Annotated in this window: 15 protein-coding genes; all 15 read right to left on the reverse strand. The window is 61.3% G+C overall.

What is annotated here, in order from left to right; all coding sequences use genetic code 11:
* Positions 1-260 precede the first annotated feature (260 nt).
* Positions 261-944, reverse strand: a complete 684-nt coding sequence (locus tag ACEPP2_RS11505; protein ID WP_052637925.1) for an ABC transporter ATP-binding protein — start codon at positions 942-944, stop codon at positions 261-263.
* A 13-nt stretch (positions 945-957) separates the two neighbouring features.
* Positions 958-2265, reverse strand: coding sequence for a lipoprotein-releasing ABC transporter permease subunit (locus ACEPP2_RS11510; RefSeq protein WP_077547182.1), 1308 nt, complete (start codon positions 2263-2265; stop codon positions 958-960).
* Positions 2266-2312: 47 nt separating this feature from the next.
* The gene (gene proS / locus ACEPP2_RS11515; protein WP_395516688.1) at positions 2313-3635 is read right to left on the reverse strand and encodes a proline--tRNA ligase; all 1323 of its coding nucleotides are present in this window, start codon (positions 3633-3635) and stop codon (positions 2313-2315) included.
* Between the two features lie 434 nt (positions 3636-4069).
* Complete coding sequence (locus ACEPP2_RS11520; RefSeq protein WP_077547180.1) at positions 4070-4339, reverse strand: DUF1467 family protein; 270 nt, start codon at positions 4337-4339, stop codon at positions 4070-4072.
* Between the two features lie 76 nt (positions 4340-4415).
* Positions 4416-4820, reverse strand: a complete 405-nt coding sequence (gene mce / locus ACEPP2_RS11525) for a methylmalonyl-CoA epimerase (RefSeq protein WP_077547179.1) — start codon at positions 4818-4820, stop codon at positions 4416-4418.
* Between the two features lie 9 nt (positions 4821-4829).
* On the reverse strand, positions 4830-6497 hold the full coding sequence (locus tag ACEPP2_RS11530; protein WP_395516689.1) for a ribonuclease J: 1668 nt from the start codon (positions 6495-6497) through the stop codon (positions 4830-4832).
* Positions 6498-6504: 7 nt separating this feature from the next.
* Complete coding sequence (locus ACEPP2_RS11535) at positions 6505-7275, reverse strand: biotin--[acetyl-CoA-carboxylase] ligase (protein ID WP_395516690.1); 771 nt, start codon at positions 7273-7275, stop codon at positions 6505-6507.
* Between the two features lie 2 nt (positions 7276-7277).
* Positions 7278-8720 (reverse strand): NADH-quinone oxidoreductase subunit NuoN, encoded by a 1443-nt coding sequence (gene nuoN / locus ACEPP2_RS11540; protein WP_142587036.1) that lies wholly within the window; start codon positions 8718-8720, stop codon positions 7278-7280.
* 18 nt (positions 8721-8738) lie between these two features.
* A complete protein-coding gene (locus tag ACEPP2_RS11545) occupies positions 8739-10250 on the reverse strand; it encodes an NADH-quinone oxidoreductase subunit M (RefSeq protein ID WP_395516691.1) in 1512 nt (503 codons plus the stop codon).
* Positions 10250-12250 (reverse strand): NADH-quinone oxidoreductase subunit L, encoded by a 2001-nt coding sequence (gene nuoL / locus ACEPP2_RS11550; RefSeq protein ID WP_395516692.1) that lies wholly within the window; start codon positions 12248-12250, stop codon positions 10250-10252. The genes ACEPP2_RS11545 and nuoL overlap by 1 nt, the downstream gene beginning before the upstream one ends.
* A 7-nt stretch (positions 12251-12257) precedes the next feature.
* On the reverse strand, positions 12258-12566 hold the full coding sequence (gene nuoK, locus ACEPP2_RS11555) for an NADH-quinone oxidoreductase subunit NuoK (protein ID WP_395516693.1): 309 nt from the start codon (positions 12564-12566) through the stop codon (positions 12258-12260).
* Between the two features lie 24 nt (positions 12567-12590).
* A complete protein-coding gene (locus ACEPP2_RS11560) occupies positions 12591-13205 on the reverse strand; it encodes an NADH-quinone oxidoreductase subunit J (RefSeq protein ID WP_052637914.1) in 615 nt (204 codons plus the stop codon).
* Between the two features lie 120 nt (positions 13206-13325).
* A complete protein-coding gene (nuoI, locus tag ACEPP2_RS11565; protein ID WP_052637913.1) occupies positions 13326-13817 on the reverse strand; it encodes an NADH-quinone oxidoreductase subunit NuoI in 492 nt (163 codons plus the stop codon).
* A 37-nt stretch (positions 13818-13854) separates the two neighbouring features.
* The gene (gene nuoH, locus ACEPP2_RS11570; RefSeq protein WP_142587033.1) at positions 13855-14901 is read right to left on the reverse strand and encodes an NADH-quinone oxidoreductase subunit NuoH; all 1047 of its coding nucleotides are present in this window, start codon (positions 14899-14901) and stop codon (positions 13855-13857) included.
* Positions 14902-14908: 7 nt separating this feature from the next.
* On the reverse strand, positions 14909-16990 hold the full coding sequence (gene nuoG, locus ACEPP2_RS11575; protein WP_395516694.1) for an NADH-quinone oxidoreductase subunit NuoG: 2082 nt from the start codon (positions 16988-16990) through the stop codon (positions 14909-14911).
* Between the last annotated feature and the right edge of the window lie 26 nt (positions 16991-17016).

A 17016-nucleotide genomic window follows, 5' to 3' on the forward strand; every position in this document is an offset into this window, starting at 1 on the left:
AGTTCGGACTTACGTCGTCAACGGATATTCCTGCGGCTCGCTTAAATGGCCAGCATGAGCATGGAAATGCTCGCGACGAAGGTTGCTATGGAAGCGAATGCGGCAATGTCCCGTATGAGATCAGTCATGGTCATCTCCCCTGTTCCTCTATGTTGTTATTTTGTTCCGTTTTTGTACTCCTCGTCAAGAGGAAAACGAAACAAGAACAGAAAAGGCCACCGTCGCCGGCAGCCTCGGTAAACAGAGGGTTAAGAGAGGAGTTAGAAGCCGACGACCTTGCCGCCGTCGATCGTTACGCGACGATCCATCCGGGCGGCGAGATCATGGTTGTGGGTTGCGATCAGGGCCGCAAGCCCCGACTGCTTCACGAGCGCTTCCAGGGCATCGAAGACGTATGAGGCCGTTTCGGGATCGAGGTTGCCGGTCGGTTCGTCGGCCAGCAGGACGCGAGGAGCATTGGCGACGGCACGGGCGATCGCCACGCGCTGCTGTTCGCCGCCGGACAACTCGGCCGGTCGGTGTTCGCCACGATGGCCGATGCGCATGTAGTCGAGAAGCTGGCTTGCCCGCTCCTTGGCCTCCCGCTCGGGAAGCCCCGCAATCAGCTGCGGCATCATGATGTTCTCAAGCGCCGTGAACTCTGGGAGCAGGTGGTGAAACTGGTACACGAAGCCGATCTCGCTGCGGCGGATGGCGGTGCGATCATCATCCGGCAATCCATTGCAGGCATGCCCGCCGACGAAAACCTCACCGGCATCCGGATGCTCCAGCAGTCCCGCCAGATGCAGAAGCGTAGATTTTCCCGTTCCTGACGGCGCCACGAGAGCGACGATCTCGCCACTGTGCAGTTCGAAATCCGCACCCTTCAGGATGGAGAGCGTGGTTTCGCCCTGGCCGTAGTGTCTTTCGACACCGGAGAGCTTCAGGACTGTCTTGCCTGCCATGAGGGATAGCGTCCTATTCGTATCGGAGGGCCTGCACCGGATCGAGCCGCGAGGCCCGCCAGGCAGGAAATATGGTGGCAATGAAGGAGAGCGTCAGTGCCATCAGCACCACCGACAAAGTCTCGCTGAAGCTCATCTCAGCCGGAAGCTGGCTGAGGAAATAGAGCTCGGGGTCGAAGAGCACCGTGCCCGACAGCCAGGAGAAGAACTGCCGGATGGATTCTATGTTGAGGCAGACGATGACGCCGAGAACGACGCCGGCGAGCGTTCCGACGGTTCCGATCGCCGCCCCGGTCATGAAGAAGATCCGCATCACCGCGCCGGAGCTTGCGCCCATCGTGCGCAGGATGGCGATGTCGCTTCCCTTGTCCTTCACCAGCATGATGAGCCCGGAGATGATGTTGAGCGCCGCCACCAGCACGATCAGCGTGAGGATCATGAACATGACGTTCCGCTCGACCTGCAGCGCCGAAAAGAAGGTCTGGTTCCGCTGACGCCAGTCAGTGATGTGGATCTGGCGACCGGCGGCGGCTTCCACCAGCGGACGCAACCCGTCGACACCTTCGGGATCGTTGACGAAGAGCTCGATCGACTGCACCAGTCCATCGGCATTGAAATAGAGCTGCGCCTCCTCCAGCGGCATGAAGATCATCGTCGCATCGTATTCAGACATGCCGATTTCGAAGACGCCTGATACCGGGTAGGACTTGACCCTTGGATTAACCCCCATCGGCGTCACGTCGCCTTCGGGTGAGATGAGGGTGATGTCATCGCCCGCATTGATCCCCAGCGATGCAGCAAGCCGGGAGCCGACCAGAACGCCCTGCCCCGAAGCAAAGCCGATAATGTCGCCCTGCCGGATGTTGGTCGCGACCTCGCTCAGCTTCTCAAGGTCTTCCGGCCGAACGCCGCGTACCAATGCGCCGGAGCCGGCACCGGCCCGACCGGAGGCGAGTGTCTGGCCCTCCACCAGCGGTAGCGCGATCCGCACACCCGGTACGCCCTGGAACTTCGCTGTAAGGTCGGCATAGTCGGTAAAGGGCCCGTCCACCGGCTGCACGATCATGTGACCGTTGATTCCGAGGATGCGCGAGATCAGTTCGGTACGGAAACCGTTCATCACCGCCATGACGATGATCAGCGTGGCTACGCCCAGCATGATGCCGATGAACGAGAAGCCGGCGATCACCGAAATGAACGCCTCCTTCCGCCGGGAGCGCAGGTAGCGCCACGCCACCATGCGTTCGAAGGCGGAAAACGGACCGGCAGACGGGCCGCGGCCTTCGCTGTTCGTCTGTCCCTCTGCGGTCACGCTCGCCATTCTTCCGTCCCTAGCCTCAACTCGTCGTCCTTCGGGCTGCAGCGCCCTTAGCCGGCCAGCCTGTTCATTGCCGCTTCCAGCGTCATCACCTCGCGGGCGCCGGTCTTGCGGTCCTTGACCTCGACTTCGCCGTTTGCCGCCGAACGCGGGCCGATGATGACCTGGACCGGCACGCCAATCAGGTCCGCTGTCGCGAACTTGGTGCCGGCGCGGTCATCCGTATCATCATAGAGGACATCCTTGCCGGCCTTGCCGAGGCCTGCGTAGAGGTTCTCCGAGAGCCGGTCGCAGGTTTCGTCGCCCGGCTTCATGTTGATGACCACGACATCGAACGGCGCGACGGAGGCCGGCCAGATGATTCCGTTCTCGTCATGCGAGGCTTCGATAATGGCGGGAACAAGGCGCGTCGGGCCGATGCCGTAGGAACCCATGTGTACGGGATGCTCCTTGCCATCCGGCCCCTGCACCTTGGCCCCCATCGGCTCGGAATACTTCGTGCCGAAATAGAAGATGTGACCAACCTCGATACCGCGCGCAGACAGACGGTCACTTTCGGGGATCGCATCGAAAGCCGCGGCATCGTGCATTTCCGACGTCGCCGCGTAGACCGAGGTCCACTTGTCGAATATGGCCTGCAGCCCAGCGACGTCGTCGAAATTAGTGTCTTCGGACGGAATTTCGAAATTGACGAAGTCCTTGTGGCTGAAGACCTCCGACTCGCCCGTTTCGGCAAGGATGATGAATTCGTGGCTATGATTGCCACCGATCGGGCCGGTATCGGCGCGCATCGGGATGGCCCGCAGCCCTAGCCGTGCGAACGTGCGCAGATAGGCGACGAACATCTTGTTATAGGAGTGGATTGCGTCCTGCTGCGTCAGATCGAAGGAATATGCATCCTTCATCAGGAACTCGCGCGAACGCATGGTGCCGAAGCGGGGGCGGATCTCGTCCCGGAACTTGAGCTGGATGTGGTAGAGGTTCAGCGGCAGGTTCTTGTAGGACTTGATGTAGGAGCGAAAGATGTCGGTGATCATCTCCTCGTTCGTCGGACCGTAGAGGAGCGGCCGCTCCTGCCGGTCCTTGATGCGCAGCATTTCCTTGCCGTAGTCGTCGTAGCGGCCGCTCTCCTGCCAGAGTTCGGCTGACTGCAGCGTCGGCATCAGGAGCTCGATTGCGCCGGAGCGGTCCTGCTCTTCGCGAATGATCCTGTTGACCTTGTCGAGGACACGCTTGCCGAGCGGCAGCCAGGAATAGATGCCCTGGCTCTGCTGGCGGATCATCCCGGCCCGCAGCATCAGACGGTGAGAAACGATTTCCGCTTCCTTGGGGTTTTCCTTCAGGATCGGCATAAAGTAGCGGGATAGGCGCATGGAATGTTCCGAGGTTTCGACGTCCCCACCGGGAATCGCGTTTTTGAAGCTGGTTGGCTGCGTTCATAGCGGTTTCGCCGGGCCATGGAAACCCGCTCGCAGGTCCGTTCCCTCAAGTTGAAGGGAGCCGCTTGCTCACCGACAATGTGCATTGGAAAAGTGGATTTGTGACAAAGCTGCGACACTTTCGTCAACAACAAAATAATGTTCCAGTGTAGCAAAAATGCAAAAAAAGCAGGTGACAAGGCCCATTCTTTGGGCTAGCTTCAGCCCATAAAAGAGGCAAGGAGATCAAATTCTTGCCGACCTCGCGGTCAAGTCTTGGGAGGATCAGATCTTAGGCGCGCTTGTCGCAGCCCCGGAAACGGTAAGGATCACGCGAAACTGGAAACAAGGCCTCACGGCCTTGTTTTTTTTTGCTCGCATCCTGGGTCCTATCCGAATTCCGGAACGATCCGAGGAAGATTGCCGAGGCTGAAGCCAAAATAGTTCGAGGCTGCGAACCAGGCCGCGTAGATTGCCGCCGATATTACCGTCGTCAGAAGAAGGACGCGCCCTGCACGAAACTGCGCCGGCGCACTCTCCACCGTCCCCAGAGTCACATCCCCTTCGTCACCCTGCGAGCGCATGCCGAGCGGAAGCACGGCGAAAAGCGTGATCCACCAGATGATGAAGTAGACGGCGAAGAATGAAAGAAACGACATCCGGGGCTTCCCTGTGGGCTTTGCGCTTATAGCGACAAACCCCAGCGACCTCAAACCTGCCGGGACGGACGGAGTGTCACACCTCCTCGAGTTCTACCAGCGTCCCGTTGAGGTCCTTCGGGTGCAGGAAAAGCACCGGCTTTCCATGCGCCCCGATCTTCGGATTGCCGTCTCCCAGCACGCGGAGGCCACTCGCCTTCAGCTGATCACGGGCAGCCAGGATATCGTCCACTTCATAGCAGATGTGGTGCATGCCTCCCGAGGGCGACTTCTCCAGGAAGGCGGTTATCGGCGAGTCCGCGCCCAGCGGCTCCAGCAGTTCGACCTTGGTGTTTTCCAGTTCCACGAAAACCACCGTCACCCCGTGTGCCGCAAGCGCCTGGGGCTGCGAAACGCGCGCACCAAGCACATCCCGGTAGGTTGCTGTCGCCTGCGCGAGGTCCGGCACGGCAATGGCGATGTGGTTGACCCGACCGAGCATTACGTCCCCCTAGACCTTGTTGACGAAAACCGTGACCACCGGCTTCTTGCCCCACGCCTCGTTGGCGGCCGCGCGTACAGCCCGGCGGATCGCTTCGCGCAATGTCTCAAGGTCCTTGCGGCGGGCGCGCGGGATGCTCTCCACCGCACCAAGTACGGCGTCGTACAGGGTGTCCTCCATATCCTCGCCCTCCTCGTCGAACTCCGGCAAGCCGAACGCGACAAGATCGGGATCACCGAGGAAATCGAAGCGGCTGTCCAGAAGCACGTTGACGGAGACATGGCCTACATAAGCCAGCTTGCGCCGGTCGCCGATGCCCATCTCCTCCAGGTCCCCGATCAGCTTTCCGTCCTTGAAGATACGCCCATGCGGCACCTGATCGATGACCTCGGCAGGGCCCGGCGCAATCCGCAGCATGTCGCCGTTGCGCACGCGCGGGATGTTCGGAATCCCAGACTGCGCACCCAGTTCCGCCTGCGCGGTCAGGTGCGCTGCCTCTCCGTGGACCGGGACCAGGATCTGCGGGCGCGTCCACTCGTACATCTTCACGAGCTCGTTGCGGCGCGGATGCCCGGACACGTGCACCAGCGCATCGGCATCGGTGATGATGTGAACGCCCTGGTCGATCAGGCCATTCATGATCTCCAGGATTGGCTTTTCATTGCCCGGGATCGTCCGCGACGAGAAGACGACAGTATCGCCAGCCGCCAGCGACACATTGCGCATCTCGTCCCGGGCGATCTTGGCAAGCGCCGCCCGAGGCTCGCCCTGGCTTCCGGTCAGGACCACGACGACCTTGTCGCGGGGAATGTAGCCATATTCATCTTCAGCGATGAAGGGCTTTATCCCCTCCATCAGGCCGATATCGCGGGCGACATTGACGACCCGCTTCATGGAACTGCCGAGCAGCAGGACCTCGCGGCCCGCCGCATGGGCGGCGTGGGCGATGGACCGGATACGGCCGACATTCGAAGAGAAGGTGGTGATCGCCACCCTCCCCTCGGCATTCTCGATGATCTTCCGCAGGCCTTCGGAGACTTCCTCCTCGGACGGAGAAATGCCTTCGCGGTTCGCATTGGTGGAATCGCACATCAAGGCGAGCACGCCCTCGTCGCCGACGGCGCGAAAGCGAGCCTCGTCCGTCAGCGGCCCCAGCGAGGGCGCGTGATCGATCTTCCAGTCGCCCGTATGGACAAGGTTTCCGAGCGGCGTGCGGATCACCAGAGACATCGGCTCAGGAATGGAGTGGTTGACGGCCAAGGCCTCGATATCGAAAGGTCCGACGGAAATCCGGTCGCCAGCCTTGAAGGGCGTCACGGGAATATCGGCGCGGCTACCCTCATAATTGCGCTTTGCCTCCAGCAGGCCTGCAGTGAAGCCCGAGGCATAGACTGGAACGTTGAGGCCAGGCCACAGGTCGTTCAATGCACCGTAGTGATCTTCGTGGGCATGCGTGATGATGATCGCCTTGAGGTTCTCGCGCTCCTTGGCGAGAAATCGGATGTCCGGCAGGATGAGGTCGACGCCCGGCAGTTCCGGACCTGCGAATGTCACACCGCAGTCGACCATGATCCACTGGCGTTTGCCGGGCGAGCCGTAGCCATAGAGCGCCAGGTTCATGCCGATCTCGCCGACACCGCCGAGCGGCACAAACACCAGTTCTTCCTGTCTAGCCATAGCGTCCTTATTCCGTTCTTGCGAAGAATACATCACCGGCGGCGATCGACAAAACCTGCCCGCTGCCGGTTTCGAGCTGCAGCAGCCCTTGCCCGTCAATGCCAGCAAACCTGCCGGAAAGCGAGCGGTCGGGAAGGTTCACCGTTACGGCCTCGCCGATTCCGCATGCGGCATCCAGCCAGCGCCGGCTTATCTCCGCCACGCCTCTTCCCTCATCCCATGATTCCAGAACCTCTGCCATCCGATTGAAAAGATGCGCAAACACCTCCTCAGGAGAGGCGTGGCAACCGTGATCTTCCAGGCGTGTGACGGGATAGGCCGCACCTTCAGGCATGTGCCGGATATTGATCCCGATCCCGATGACGAGCGCCTGCTTTCTGTCGAGCAGTTTCTCAGCCTCGATCAGGATGCCGCAGGTCTTCCGGCGCCCGATCAGGATGTCGTTCGGCCACTTGACCTCGACCGGATCGGCGTCCGGCGGCAGGACGGCCCTGATGGTCGCATGGACCGCGAGCGCAACAGCGAGGGGAAGCGAACCCAGTCGCTCCATCGGCGCCGGATCGACGAGCAGAAGCGAGGCGTAGAGGTTGCCGGCTTCGGATGTCCAGGCCCTGCCGCGCCGTCCGCGGCCGCTGGTTTGGCGCGTTGCCGTCAGCCACAGGCCGCCGGGGTCACCTGCCCTTGCGCGGGCAAGACATTCGGTGTTGGTGGAGCCGACGTCGCCGAGGGCCTCGTGGCGGAACGCCTCCAGCGAGAAGCGTCCCGATGATCTCGCCATCCTCAGAAGAAGGACTTCGCCGCGGCATTTGCCGCGTTGCCGACCGGTCCGCCGAAGAGGACATAGGCGGTGACAAAAAGGCCCGACAGACCGAAGACCAGGCGAAGCTCGCCGGCAATTCGCGCAAACTCTCCCGTCGCTTCATCGAACCACATCAGCTTGACGATGCGCAGGTAATAATAGGCGCCGACCACGGAGGTCAGTACGCCGATGATCGCGAGCGCGTAGAGCTTCGCCTCGATAGCCGCGATGAACACGAAGTACTTGGCGAAGAAACCGGCGAGCGGCGGGATGCCGGCCATGGAGAACATCAGCGCCGTCAGGACAACCGCCATGAAGGGCTTGGTCGAGGCAAGGCCGGCCAGGTCGTCGACGTTCTCGACGTTCTCGCCCTCCTTGCGCCGCATGGCCATAATGCAGGCGAAGGTGCCAAGCGTCATGACCATGTAGATGAGCATGTAGAGGATGACGCCCGAAACGCCCGTTTCCGTTCCCGCGGCAAGGCCTACCAGCGCGAAGCCCATGTGGCCAATCGAGGAGTAGGCCATCAGGCGCTTGATGTTGCGCTGTCCGATAGCGGCGAAGGAGCCAAGCAGCATCGATGCGATCGAGACGAAGACGAGGATCTGCTGCCAATCGGCAACGATCGGCATGAAGGCTTCGGAGACGACGCGCACGAGGATCGCCATGGCCGCGACCTTCGGACCGGCGGCGAAGAAGGCCGTCACCGGGGTCGGAGCGCCTTCGTAGACGTCCGGCGTCCACATGTGGAAGGGAACTGCAGAGATCTTGAAGCAGACGCCGGCCAGGACGAAGACGAGGCCGAAGACGAGGCCCAGCGAACGGGTTTCGGCCGACAGGACGGCGGCGATCTCGTCGAACCCGGTATTGCCGGTGAAGCCGTAGACCAGCGAGCAGCCGTACAGCAGCATGCCGGAGGAGAGCGAGCCGAGCACGAAGTACTTCAGGCCGGATTCCGTCGAGCGCAGGCTGTCGCGGTTGATGGCGGCACAGACATAGAGCGACAGCGACATCAACTCAAGGCCGAGATAGAGCGCCAAGAGGTCGTTGGCGGAAATCAGCAGCATCATGCCGAGTGTGGCGAGCACCATCAGGACCGGGAACTCGAAGCGATCGAGCTGTTCCGAGCGAGCATGACCGACGGTCATGATCATGGCCGTGACCGAGCCGATCAGGGCAACGACCTTCATGAAGCGCGCGAACGGATCGAGCAGGAAGGCACCACCATAGGCCTCACCCTCGCCCGGCGCCAGAACCAGCCAGAGACCTGCGGCAATGAGCAGTGCAACGGCAAGGCCCGTCACCGTCGGCGCAGAGCGGTCGCCTGAAAAGACGCCGATCATCAGGAGCGCGAGCGCACCCACCGCCAGGATGATCTCCGGCATGGACAGTTGCAGGCTTGCGAGGAAGAGTTCAGAGCTCATGTCCGATTATGTCCTGTCTCAGTGCACGGTCAGTGCAAGGTCTTGCGCTGCCTGCAGGGCGGCGGCGTAATTGTTCACAAGCAGATCCACCGATGCGGCCGTCGCATCGAAGATCGGAGCCGGATAGACACCGTAGAAGATGGTCAGCGCCACCAGCGGGTAGAGGATCAGCTTCTCGCGGGTCGTGAGATCCATAAGGCCCTTCAGGCTTTCCTTTTCCAGCGCACCCCAGATCACCCGACGATAGAGCCAGAGCGCGTAGCAGGCCGAAAGGATCACGCCGGTCGCCGCGAAGAGTGCCACCCAGGTGTTGACCTGGAAGACGCCGATCACCGTCAGGAATTCGCCCACGAAGCCGGAGGTCCCGGGCAGGCCGACATTGGCCATGGTGAAGACCATGAAGGCAACTGCATATTTCGGCATGTTGTTGACCAGGCCGCCATAGGCCGCGATCTCGCGCGTATGCAGGCGGTCATAGATGACGCCGACGCAAAGGAAGAGCGCGCCCGAGACGATACCGTGCGACAGCATCTGGAAGATTGCGCCCTGCACGCCCTGCATGTTGGCGGCGAAAATGCCCATGGTCACGAAGCCCATGTGGGCGACGGAGGAATAGGCGATCAGCTTCTTGATGTCGTCCTGCATCATCGCCACCAGCGAGGTGTAGATGATCGCGAGGATCGAAAGCGTGAAGACGAAGGGAGCGAAATAGTCCGAGGCCAGCGGGAACATGGCGAGCGAGATGCGGATGAAACCGTAGCCGCCGAGCTTCAGCATGACCCCGGCCAAGATGACCGAACCTGCGGTCGGCGCCTGGACGTGGGCATCGGGAAGCCAGGTGTGAACCGGCCACATCGGCATCTTGACCGCGAACGCGGCGAAGGCAGCGAGCCATAGCCAGGTCTGCATGTCGGCGGGGAAGTTGTACTTCAGCAGCTCGACGATGTCGGTCGTACCTGCCTGCCAGTACATGGCCATGATGGCGAGCATCATCAGCACCGAACCGGCGAGTGTGTAGAGGAAGAACTTGTAGGACGCGTAGACGCGATCCTTGCCGCCCCAGACACCGATGATGACGAACATCGGGATCAGAGTCGCCTCGAAGAAGACGTAGAAGAGGACGATGTCGAGCGACACGAAGACGCCGATCATGACGACTTCCAGCAGCAGGAAGGCGATCATGTATTCCTTCAGGCGCTTCTCGACCGAATGCCAGCTGGCAAGCACGCAGAAGGGCATGAGGAACGTCGTCAGGATGACGAACAGCATGGAGATGCCGTCGACGCCCAGGTGGTAGGAGATGCCGGTCCCGAGCCAGGGGCTCTTCTCCACCATCTGGAAGCCCGGGTTCGAATTGTCGAAACCGATCCAGATGAAGAGCGACACCACGAAGGTGAAGACCGTCGTCAGAAGGGAGACGTTCAGGATGTTTCGGCGCCCATAGGTGCTGTCCTCGCGGGTCAGCAGGAGGAGAAACACGCCGACGAGCGGCAGGAAGGTGACCGTCGAGAGAATTGGCCAGTCGGTCATTACATAGAGCTCCCGAGCATCATCCAGGTGACGAGGGCGGCGACGCCGATCAGCATCGCAAACGCATAGTGATAGAGGTAGCCGGACTGCAGGCGGACGACACTGCGGGTCACGTCGACGACCCGCGCGGCCACGCCGTTCGGGCCATAGGTGTCGATGACACCGATGTCGCCCTTCTTCCAGAGGAAGCGTCCGAGTGCCTTGGCCGAGCGCACGAACAGGAAGTCGTAGATCTCGTCGAAGTACCACTTGTTGAGCAGGAACTCGTAGAGCACCTTCTGCGACTCCGCCAGACGGCGCGGCGTCTCCGGCGACTTGATGTAGAAGTACCAGGCCGTGACGAAGCCAAGAGCCATTGCAATGAACGGGCTCCACTTCACCAGCAGCGGCACGTGGTGGAACTCCTCGAGGATCTCGTTCTCCGGAAGCGTGAACAGCGCCCCTTTCCAGAACTCGGCATAATCATGGCCGAAGAAGTAGCCTTCGAACAGGAAGCCGGCGGCGACAGCGCCGATGCCGAGGATATAGAGCGGCACCAGCATCACCTGCGGTGACTCATGAACATGATGCATCACATCGGCCGAGGCGCGCGGCTTGCCGAAGAAGGTCAGGAAGGCGAGGCGCCAGGAGTAGAAGCTCGTGAACAGCGCGGCAATGACCAGCAGCGTGAAAGCAAAGCCGGATGCTGCCGAATGGGAGGCATAGGCCGACTCGATGATCACGTCCTTGGAGAAGAAGCCGGCAAAGCCGAGCATCGTACCCGGGATGCCGACGCCGGTGAGCGCCAGCGTTCCGATCGTCATCATCCAGAAGGTGACCGGGATGTGCTTGCGCAGCCCACCCATGTAGCGCATGTCCTGCTCGCCATCGACGGCGTGGATCACCGAGCCGGCACCGAGGAACAGCAGGGCCTTGAAGAAAGCGTGCGTGAAGAGGTGGAAGATCGCCGCGCCATAGGCCCCTACCCCAAGCGCCACGAACATGTAACCGAGCTGCGAGCAGGTCGAATAGGCAATGACGCGCTTGATGTCGTTCTGCACGAGGCCCACGGTTGCCGCGAAGAAGGCCGTAATCGCACCGATGATGGTGACGAACAGCAGCGCATCCGGCGACAGTTCGAAAAGCGGCGACATGCGGGCGACGAGGAAGACGCCGGCGGTTACCATGGTCGCGGCATGAATGAGAGCCGAGACCGGGGTCGGGCCTTCCATCGCGTCCGGCAGCCAGGTGTGCAGCAGGAACTGCGCCGACTTGCCCATGGCGCCCATGAAGAGCAGCAGGCAGACGATGGTCAGTGCACCGTAGCGCGTCAGTTCGAGGCCGAAGATGTTGGCAATCACCTCGCCGCCCTCGGCAGCACCTTCTGCCGGCAGGTAGCTGGCGGCGGTCGCGAAGATCGTCTCGAAGTTGATCGAGCCGAACAGCATGAAGATGCCGGCAATGCCAAGCAGGAAGCCGAAGTCGCCGACGCGGTTGACGATGAAGGCCTTCATGGCCGCAGCTGATGCCGACGGCTTCTTGTACCAGAAGCCGATCAGCAGGTAGGAGGCGAGACCCACCCCTTCCCAGCCGAAGAACATCTGGGCCAGGTTGTCCGCCGTCACCAGCATCAGCATGGCGAAGGTGAAGAGCGAAAGGTAGGCGAAGAAGCGCGGCCGATGCGGGTCGTGGTGCATGTAGCCGATCGAGTAGATGTGCACGAGCGTCGAGACGGTGTTGACGACGACGAACATTACCGCGGTCAGCGTGTCGATCCGGAAGGCCCACTCGATGTCGATGCCGCCGGACTGGATCCAGCGCATCACCTCGACCTTGATGACCTCATGGCCTTCGCCATGCGCCATCGCCACGTTGAAGAAGACGATCCAGGACAGGATCGCGACGATCACCATCAGGCCGCTGGTGACGTATTCCGAAGCCTTGGCGCCGATCGAGCGGCCGAACAGGCCGGCGATCAGGAAGCCGATCAGGGGAAGGAAGACGATTGCCTTGTAGATCATGACCCGATCAGCCCTTCATCACGTTGACGTCTTCGACGGCGATCGAACCGCGGTTGCGGTAGAAGACGACGAGAATTGCAAGACCGATGGCTGCCTCGGCGGCTGCAACGGTCAGAACGAACAATGCGAAGACCTGGCCGACGATGTCGTTCAGGTAGGAGGAGAAGGCCACCATGTTGAGGTTGACCGAGAGCAGGATCAGCTCGATCGACATCAGGATGATGATGACGTTCTTGCGGTTCAGGAAGATGCCGAACACGCCCAGGATGAAGAGGATGGCGCTGACCGTCAGGTAATGGGAGAGACCGATTTCCATGTCCAAATTCCTTCTTCGCCTACCTCAGAGGCCCTGGCCCGACTTAACCTTGACCACTTCAACAGCGGTCTCGGGCTTACGGGCGACCTGCCTGGAGATATCCTGGCGCTTGATATGCGTGCGGTGGCGGAGCGTCAGCACGATGGCCCCAATCATTGCGACCAGGAGCACCAGACCGGCGATCTGGAAGAAGTAGACGTAGTTCGTGTATAGCACGTCCCCCAGTGCTGCCGTGTTCGTCCGCTCCGCCGGATTCGGGATCGGCATGGTGATGGCCTCGGCCGCCTGCGGCGTCAACACGCTACCGCCGATGACCACGATCAGTTCCGCAGCGACGATCAGGCCAACCAGAATGCCGACCGGTGCATATTGCAGCACACCTGCGCGCAACTCAGCAAAATCGATGTCGAGCATCATGACGACGAAGAGGAAGAGCACCGCGACCGCGCCGATGTAGACCACCAGCAGGATCATCGCCAGGAACTCGGCGCCCGTCAGCAGAAAGAGACCGGCTGCGTTGAAGAACACGAGGATCAGGAAGAGCACCGAATGCACGGGATTGCGCGAGGAGATGACCATGAACGCCGACGCCACCGCGACGAACGCAAAGAGATAGAAGAAAACAGCCTGCAGAGCCATCGTGGTGCCTTTTCGTCTTCATCGAGGAAGAGCCCGCCCTTCCCCGCTTGATCCGGCCGCATCAGCGTACCGGGAAGTAATCTGTCCTATGCTCCACCCGCATTGCGGGTGACTACCGTGTCAGCGGTAGGGTGCGTCCTGCGCCATGTTACGAGCGATCTCTCGCTCCCAACGGTCGCCGTTCTCCAGAAGCCGCGCCTTGTCGTAGTAGAGCTCTTCGCGCGTCTCGGTCGAAAACTCGAAGTTCGGACCTTCGACGATCGCGTCCACCGGGCAGGCCTCTTGGCAGAAGCCGCAATAGATGCACTTCACCATGTCGATGTCGTAGCGCACCGTCCGGCGGGTGCCGTCGTTGCGGCGAGGACCTGCCTCGATGGTGATGGCTTGCGCGGGACAGATCGCCTCGCACAGCTTGCAGGCGATGCAGCGCTCCTCGCCATTCGGATAGCGGCGCAGTGCATGCTCGCCGCGGAAGCGGGGCGAAACGGGATTCTTCTCGAACGGGTAGTTCACCGTCGCCTTCGGCTTGAAGAAGTAGCGCATCGACAGGAAGAAGGCGCCGACAAACTCCTTCAGGAAGAGCGAACTGACGGCCTGTGTCAGACTTGCCATCGTTATTCTCCAGTGAGGCTCAGCTGGAAGCGGACCATCAGGCCCATCCCATCAGCTTGAGCACGAATGCTGTGATGACGACCATGGCGAGCGAGAGCGGGAGGAAGATCTTCCAGCCCAGCCGCATCAGTTGGTCGTAGCGGTAGCGGGGCACGAAGGCCTTCACCATCGAGTAGATGAAGAAGATGAAGATGACCTTCAGGATGAACCAGACGATGCCCGGGACCCAGTTGAGGATCCAGATGTCGACCGGCGGCAGCCAGCCCCCGAGGAAAAGGATCGTCGTCAGCGAGCAGATCAGCAGGATCGCCGCATACTCGCCAAGCATCAGCATCATGTACGGCGCCGAGGAATACTCGACCATGTAGCCGGCCACGAGTTCCGATTCTGCTTCCGGAAGATCGAAGGGCGGACGGTTTGTCTCCGCAAGGCCGGAGATGATGAAGATGATGAACATCGGGAAGAGCGGCAGCCAGTGCCAGTCGAGGAAGGAGTTCGGCAGGCCCATCATCGTGCCGAGGCCGTCCTTCTGCGCAAACACCATGTCCGACAGGTTGAGCGAACCGACGCAGAGGAGCACCGTGACGATGACGAAGCCGATCGAGACTTCGTAGGACACCATCTGAGCGGCCGAGCGGAGCGCACCGAGGAACGGATACTTCGAGTTCGACGCCCAGCCCGACATGATCACGCCATAGACCTCGAGCGAGGAGATCGCGAACACATAGAGAATGCCGACATTGATGTTGGCGATCACCCAGTTCTCGTTGAACGGGATCACGGCCCAAGTGGCGAGCGCCAGGGTCACCGCCACCAGTGGAGCGATCAGGAAGACGCCCTTGTTGGCGCCCGACGGAATGATTGGCTCCTTGAAGACGAACTTCAGGAGGTCGGCGAAGGACTGGAACAGACCCCAGGGACCAACGACGTTCGGTCCCCGACGCAGCTGGACTGCGGCCCAGATCTTGCGGTCGGCATAGAGAATATAGGCGATGAAGACCAGGAGGCAGACGAGGACGAGCAGCGACTGCCCGATCATCACCAGTGCCGGCCATGCGTAGGTCGAGAAAAAGGTATCGTCCATATTCCTGTTACTCCGCCGCAGCCTGGAAATTGTTGCGGGCAAGGGCCGAGCACTCGGCCATCACGGCCGATGCCCGCGCAATCGGGTTCGTCAAATAGAAGTCTTTGATCGGGGACGCAAATGCCGACTTACTCATCTCACCGGCTTTTTGCCCCAGTGTGGCCACATCAGCGACATTGCCGGCGGCGATCTCGTCCAGATCGGCGAAATGCGGATAGGCTGCATAGAGCTGCGCGCGAAGCGCCGGGAGCGAATCAAATGGCAGCTTCTTGCCGAGGACGTCGGAAAGAGCACGGATAATCGCCCAGTCCTCGCGGGCCTCGCCCGGCGGGAAGCCGGCGCGACTGCCCATCTGCACGCGTCCTTCGGTATTAACCCAGATTCCGGACTTTTCCGTATAGGTCGCTGCCGGCAGGATGACGTCTGCATGATGGGCGCCATTGTCGCCGTGGCTACCGATGTAGACCGTGAACTTCGCCGTCTTGCGGGAGAAATCAAGTTCATCGGCGCCGAGCAGGAAGAGCACGTCCATGTTGGCAAGCATGTCTGCTGCGTTGACGCCCTTCGCTCCGGGCACGAAGCCCAGGTCGAGCGCGCCGACGCGCGATGCGGCGGTGTGAAGAACGCCGAAGCCGTTCCACTCGTCCGTGACCGCGCCGATCGAGCCGGCAAGCTTCGCCGCTGAAGCCAGGATGGCTGCACCATCAGCACGCGACAGCGCGCCCTGCCCGAGGATGATCATCGGGTTCTTGGCGTTGCGCAGAATGTCGAGGAAGCTGCCGGAACCGTTGACGAGCTCAGTGAGGCTGTCCGGGCCGGAACCCAGGTATTCATATTCGTAGCGCAGGTCGCCGCCCTCGCCGATCACGCCGATCGGGAAGTCGCCGCGGCGCCAGCGCTTGCGGATACGGGCGTTGAGGACGGCAGCTTCCAGGCGCGGATTGGCGCCGATCAAAAGCAGCGCACCGGCGCGCTCGATGCCCTCGATGGTCGGGTTGAAGAGATAGCTTGCCCGGCCGAGCGCCGGATCAAGCGCTACGCCGTCCTGGCGGCAGTCGAGGTTCTCTGAACCGAGAGAGCGGATCAGTTCCTTCAGCGCATACATCTCTTCGACGGCTGCAAGGTCACCGGCGATCGCGCCGATCTTGTCTGCGGACGTCGCCGAAACGGCAGCCTTGATCGCCGCAAAGGCCTCGCCCCAGCTTGCAGCCTGCAGGCGACCATCACGTCGGACGTAGGGCCGGTCGAGGCGCTGGGTCTTCAATCCGTCCCAGATGAAGCGAGTCTTGTCGGAGATCCACTCCTCGTTCACCAGTTCGTTGACGCGCGGCATGATGCGCATCACTTCGCGACCGCGCGTATCGACGCGGATCGCCGAGCCGAGTGCGTCCATGACGTCGATCGACTCGGTCTTGTTCAGTTCCCACGGACGGGCCGTGAAGGCGAAAGGCCGCGAGGTCAGCGCGCCGACCGGGCAGAGGTCGATGACGTTGCCCTGAAGCTCAGAGGTCATCGCATGTTCGAGGTAGGTGGTGATCTCTGCATCCTCGCCACGGCCGATCAGGCCGAGTTCGGAAATTCCGCCGACCTCAGTCGTGAAGCGGACGCAGCGCGTGCAGTGAATGCAGCGGTTCATCACGGTCTTTACGAGCGGGCCGATATACTTGTCCTCGACCGCGCGCTTGTTTTCCGTATAGCGGGACGCGTCCATGCCGAAGGCCATGGCCTGGTCCTGCAGGTCGCACTCGCCGCCCTGGTCGCAGATCGGGCAATCCAGCGGGTGGTTGATGAGCAGGAACTCCATCACCCCTTCGCGGGCCTTCTTGACCATCGGCGTATTGGTAAAGACCTCCGGCAGTTCGCCATTCGGGCCGCCGCGGATGTCGCGCACGCCCATGGCGCAGGAGGCTGCAGGCTTTGGCGGGCCGCCCTTCACCTCGACGAGACACATGCGGCAGTTGCCTGCCACCGACAGGCGTTCATGGAAACAGAACCGCGGAACCTCGGCACCGGCTTCCTCGCACGCCTGCAACAGCGTGAAATGATCCGGAACCTCGATTTCCTTGCCGTCGACCTTCAGCTTTGCCATCGTATCACTTACGTCCTGTGCTCAAT

The organism is Pseudorhizobium flavum (assembly GCF_044142885.1).
GTDB classification, from domain to species: Bacteria; Pseudomonadota; Alphaproteobacteria; order Rhizobiales; family Rhizobiaceae; genus Neorhizobium; species Neorhizobium flavum.

What these genes read in the sequence shown, in the direction of transcription:
- nuoG (WP_395516694.1), bottom strand. Translation starts at nt 16,990, where the DNA reads ATGGCAAAGCTGAAGGTCGACGGCAAGGAAATCGAGGTTCCGGATCAT.
- ACEPP2_RS11545 (WP_395516691.1), bottom strand. Translation starts at nt 10,250, where the DNA reads ATGACCGACTGGCCAATTCTCTCGACGGTCACCTTCCTGCCGCTCGTC.
- nuoL (WP_395516692.1), bottom strand. Translation starts at nt 12,250, where the DNA reads ATGATCTACAAGGCAATCGTCTTCCTTCCCCTGATCGGCTTCCTGATC.
- ACEPP2_RS11535 (WP_395516690.1), bottom strand. Translation starts at nt 7,275, where the DNA reads ATGGCGAGATCATCGGGACGCTTCTCGCTGGAGGCGTTCCGCCACGAG.
- nuoH (WP_142587033.1), bottom strand. Translation starts at nt 14,901, where the DNA reads ATGGACGATACCTTTTTCTCGACCTACGCATGGCCGGCACTGGTGATG.
- ACEPP2_RS11520 (WP_077547180.1), bottom strand. Translation starts at nt 4,339, where the DNA reads ATGTCGTTTCTTTCATTCTTCGCCGTCTACTTCATCATCTGGTGGATC.
- nuoN (WP_142587036.1), bottom strand. Translation starts at nt 8,720, where the DNA reads ATGAGCTCTGAACTCTTCCTCGCAAGCCTGCAACTGTCCATGCCGGAG.
- mce (WP_077547179.1), bottom strand. Translation starts at nt 4,820, where the DNA reads ATGCTCGGTCGGGTCAACCACATCGCCATTGCCGTGCCGGACCTCGCG.
- ACEPP2_RS11530 (WP_395516689.1), bottom strand. Translation starts at nt 6,497, where the DNA reads ATGGCTAGACAGGAAGAACTGGTGTTTGTGCCGCTCGGCGGTGTCGGC.
- ACEPP2_RS11510 (WP_077547182.1), bottom strand. Translation starts at nt 2,265, where the DNA reads ATGGCGAGCGTGACCGCAGAGGGACAGACGAACAGCGAAGGCCGCGGC.
- ACEPP2_RS11560 (WP_052637914.1), bottom strand. Translation starts at nt 13,205, where the DNA reads ATGGCTCTGCAGGCTGTTTTCTTCTATCTCTTTGCGTTCGTCGCGGTG.
- nuoK (WP_395516693.1), bottom strand. Translation starts at nt 12,566, where the DNA reads ATGGAAATCGGTCTCTCCCATTACCTGACGGTCAGCGCCATCCTCTTC.
- ACEPP2_RS11505 (WP_052637925.1), bottom strand. Translation starts at nt 944, where the DNA reads ATGGCAGGCAAGACAGTCCTGAAGCTCTCCGGTGTCGAAAGACACTAC.
- proS (WP_395516688.1), bottom strand. Translation starts at nt 3,635, where the DNA reads ATGCGCCTATCCCGCTACTTTATGCCGATCCTGAAGGAAAACCCCAAG.
- nuoI (WP_052637913.1), bottom strand. Translation starts at nt 13,817, where the DNA reads ATGGCAAGTCTGACACAGGCCGTCAGTTCGCTCTTCCTGAAGGAGTTT.